Annotated in this window: 3 protein-coding genes and 1 CRISPR repeat array; of the genes, 2 read left to right on the forward strand and 1 reads right to left on the reverse strand. The window is 59.0% G+C overall.

The annotated features are described in order from the left end of the window. The first annotated feature begins 66 nt into the window (after positions 1-66). A CRISPR array of direct repeats spans positions 67-643; the repeat unit is 37 nt; unit sequence GTTTCCAATTTCTAGGGATCCCCCCGAAGGGGGAACC. A gap of 342 nt (positions 644-985) precedes the next feature. Then, a complete protein-coding gene (locus tag NW809_RS11205; RefSeq protein ID WP_011431127.1) occupies positions 986-1,963 on the forward strand; it encodes an alpha-ketoacid dehydrogenase subunit beta in 978 nt (325 codons plus the stop codon). A gap of 252 nt (positions 1,964-2,215) precedes the next feature. Here NW809_RS11205 and NW809_RS11210 read toward each other — a convergent pair whose 3' ends face one another. Next, on the reverse strand, positions 2,216-2,830 hold the full coding sequence (locus NW809_RS11210; RefSeq protein ID WP_049749784.1) for a mechanosensitive ion channel domain-containing protein: 615 nt from the start codon (positions 2,828-2,830) through the stop codon (positions 2,216-2,218). Between the two features lie 253 nt (positions 2,831-3,083). Here NW809_RS11210 and NW809_RS11215 point away from each other — a divergent pair. Next, positions 3,084-3,666 (forward strand): NAD(P)/FAD-dependent oxidoreductase (locus NW809_RS11215; RefSeq protein WP_414402161.1); only part of this gene is annotated, 583 nt, incomplete at its 3' end.

Here is a 3,666-nt window from a genome sequence, read left to right on the forward strand (position 1 = left end):
AGGGATCCCCCCGAAGGGGGAACCCTTTCGTCTAGCTTGTCTAAGCTGAGCTTGTAAACGCTGCCTGTTTCCAATTTCTAGGGATCCCCCCGAAGGGGGAACCGTGAAGAAGGAAAACCCCTGGTACTACCAGGTCTCGTTTCCAATTTCTAGGGATCCCCCCGAAGGGGGAACCAAGGTAAGAAAGCACCTATGTGAGGGGGTCAGTCTAGTTTCCAATTTCTAGGGATCCCCCCGAAGGGGGAACCAACTTAACTAGGTGTTGGGAGCGCAGATTAGTTCACACTCCCTTAAGTTTCCAATTTCTAGGGATCCCCCCGAAGGGGGAACCTTCACCCGTCTGCTATTGTAGACGGAGTCCCCATGCTATGGTGGGCGTTTCCAATTTCTAGGGATCCCCCCGAAGGGGGAACCGCAGAGGTTTGTAATAACAATAGTGTGTCAGGTGATGGTTTCCAATTTCTAGGGATCCCCCCGAAGGGGGAACCAAACCGCTCGAAAGGGGGTGCCTCTAGAAGGGTCAGAAGTTTCCAATTTCTAGGGATCCCCCCGAAGGGGGAACCTTTAGTGGGGTTTGACGGGGGGTTTAAAACCCTTTTGCAGGTGGTTTCCAATTTCTAGGGATCCCCCCGAAGGGGGAACCTCTACCCTTATTAAACCCAAGCGGGGCAAGGAATGCAAGGCCTATTTGCGAGGGGGTCGGTCGAAAACGGCAAAAAAGGGCCCCGAAGAGGGGGGGTGAGAGGCCTGAAAGCCTTGTGGCGCAAGGCATCGAGCGGGTCAACGAAAGAATCGGCCTTTGCGGGTTTTGGCGAGGCGCTCGCAGAGCTGCTGATACCGTTTTGGTGTGCTTTTGGCAACATGACCGGGGTTGGGATCCCTAGGGGCGAGGTGCCCTGCCCAGCGGGTTGTCTGCCAGCGGATCCCTGCCGGCAAAATGGTTTAATGGAAACTTAGCAACATTTTTGAGCAGCGGTTGCCCTCTATGGCCGAGACCTTCCTTTACAATGCCTTGCGTGCCGCCCTCGACGAAGAGATGGCCAGGGATCCCAATGTGTTTGTTCTGGGAGAGGATGTGGGCCACTACGGCGGCTCCTACAAAGTCACCAAAGACCTATATCGCAAATACGGGGAGATGCGCCTCCTGGATACCCCCATTTGCGAAAACAGCTTCACCGGCTTGGCCATCGGGGCAGCCATGACCGGCTTGCGGCCTGTGGTGGAAGGGATGAACATGGGCTTTTTGCTCCTGGCCTTTAACCAAATTGCCAACAATGCCGGCATGCTGCGCTACACGTCCGGCGGCAACTTCAAGATCCCGCTGGTGATCCGCGGGCCAGGCGGGGTGGGACGCCAATTGGGAGCCGAGCACTCGCAGCGGCTGGAGGCTTACTTTCAGGCAGTGCCGGGTCTGAAGATCGTCGCCTGTTCCACCCCTTACAACGCCAAGGGTCTGCTCAAGTCGGCCATCCGCGACGACAACCCCGTTCTCTTTTTCGAGCATGTGCTCCTCTACAACCTCAAAGAAGACCTGCCGGAGGAGGAGTACCTCTTGCCCCTGGACAAGGCGGAAGTTGTCCGCACGGGATCTGACGTTACCATCCTCACCTACTCGCGCATGCGCCACCACGTGCTTAAGGCCGTGGACACCCTGCTGGAGCAGGAGATCGATCCGGAAGTGATCGACTTGATCTCCCTCAAGCCCCTCGATATGGAGACGATTGCTGCTTCGGTGCGCAAAACCCACCGGGTGGTCATCGTGGAAGAAGACATGAAAACGGGCGGCATTGGGGCAGAGCTGACGGCCCGCATCATGGAAGAACTCTTCGACGAGCTGGACGCGCCCGTAGTGCGCCTGGCCTCCCAAGACATTCCCACCCCCTACAACGGCACGCTAGAAGCGGCCACCATTGTGCAGCCGGCAGATATTGTGGCAGCGGTGGAGCGGCTCCTCTACGGATGAGACTCTTGCCTGCTGGCAGGCAGTAGCCGGAGGGCGGGGAGTGCCTGCGCCCTTTTGCAAGATACCTATCCCAACCCCAAGGCGGTGTTGCTGGGGGAGAGCCGGTTCCAAATGCTGCCGGCCCGCTATCCCTAGGCGGCTCTGGAAGTGGGGAGGTGATCCTGAAAATCCTGCTGGTCGAACAGGTACACCGTGCGAATCGGGTAGGGAATGACCAATCCGGCCCGGTCACAGGCCTGCTTGAGGGCGATATCACCTGAGTGCGGACGCGGCGCACCTCCGCCTTGCGAGGCCGAGTCCAGTAGCGCACCACAAAATCGATGGAGCTGTCGCCAAAGCCGACGATGTCCAGCTCAAAGGGGGCTCCGCCAGCACTCCCTCCACGCCTTGCATCGCCTCCAGCAGCACCTCCAAGGCTTTGGGCAGGGGTGTGTTGTAGTCGAGGCCAATCTCCAGATCGGTGCGGCGAAAGGGGCGATCGGTTAAGACCGTGATCGGGCTGGTGGGGATCACCACCCGTTCTCCTTGGTAGGTGCGAATCTGGGTGGAGCGAATGCTGATTTCCTCAACTGTACCTTCAAAATCCCCGACGACAATCTGGTCATTGAGTTGAAAAGGCTCGTTCAAAAGCAGCAGCACGCCCGCCAGGAAGTTCTTGAAAATATCTTGAAAAGCAAAACCGATGGCCACCGACCCTAACCCCAACAGCCCGATCAGATCTCCCAGGCGCAGATCTGGGAAAGCCACCACGCTGGCTGCCAGGATCCCTGCCACCCAAGCACCCACTTGGCTGACTTGCACCAGCAGCATTTGTAGGGAAGGGCTGGGGATCCACCGGTTGGCTGCGGATCCCGCCAGGCGCCGCACGGCCCGAACGCCATCTCTAGAAGACTGCGGTTGATGGTTTGCAGTAGTTCGTTCATATCTTCACCCTTGCTACGCTATCGATCACGATGAACGCCAGAGAACGCCATTCGACTTCGGCGGGAACACTCGATCAGGACTCAGGGAGGCTCTCTGTGGGTTCCGCCTCAGCTGGTATCCGCCACGGCTTAGGTTCTGCTGTGCTTGCTACCCTGAAAGAGCCACTCTGCCGCAAGATAGGTTTCAGGGCCGCAGCATGGCCAACTACGACTGGATCGTCGTCGGCGGCGGGATCACGGGGGCAGCCTTGAGCTACGAGCTGGCCCGCCAGGGGGGATCCGTTCTCCTCGTTGAGAAGGAAGCGCTGCCGTCCAGTGCCACTCGCTACAGCTACGGTGGCCTGGCCCATTGGGCCGGGAAAACCCCCCTGCTCAAAGCCCTGGGGGAAGAAGGGATCCAGCGCTACCGCACCCTGTCAGAGGAGCTGGAGGCGGATCTTCAATTTCGCGAGCTGGATCTGCTCATGCCCGTTGCCCCTGGCTACAGGATGGAGGCAGTGGAAGCCGATCTGGCCGACTGTCGCATCCCACCGCAGCGAATTTCTGTAGAGGCGGCCTGTGAGCTAGAGCCGCTTTTAAACCCTGCCGCCCTCGAGGGTGTACTCTGGGCGCGGCATGGCCACATCCACCCCTGGTTGACGACGCTGGCTTTTCAGAAGGCTTTCCAACGCCTAGGGGGATCCCTGCTCTTGCAAACCGTAAGGGCCTTGCGGCGCCAGGGCCGGCGCATTACGGGCGTGGAGACGGATACCGACTTCTGCGGAGCGGCTCAGGTGGTGG

The sequence above is a fragment of the Synechococcus sp. WC101 genome (assembly GCF_047461555.1).
GTDB lineage: Bacteria > Cyanobacteriota > Cyanobacteriia > Thermostichales > Thermostichaceae > Thermostichus.

What these genes read in the sequence shown, in the direction of transcription:
- NW809_RS11205 (WP_011431127.1), top strand. Translation starts at nt 986, where the DNA reads ATGGCCGAGACCTTCCTTTACAATGCCTTGCGTGCCGCCCTCGACGAA.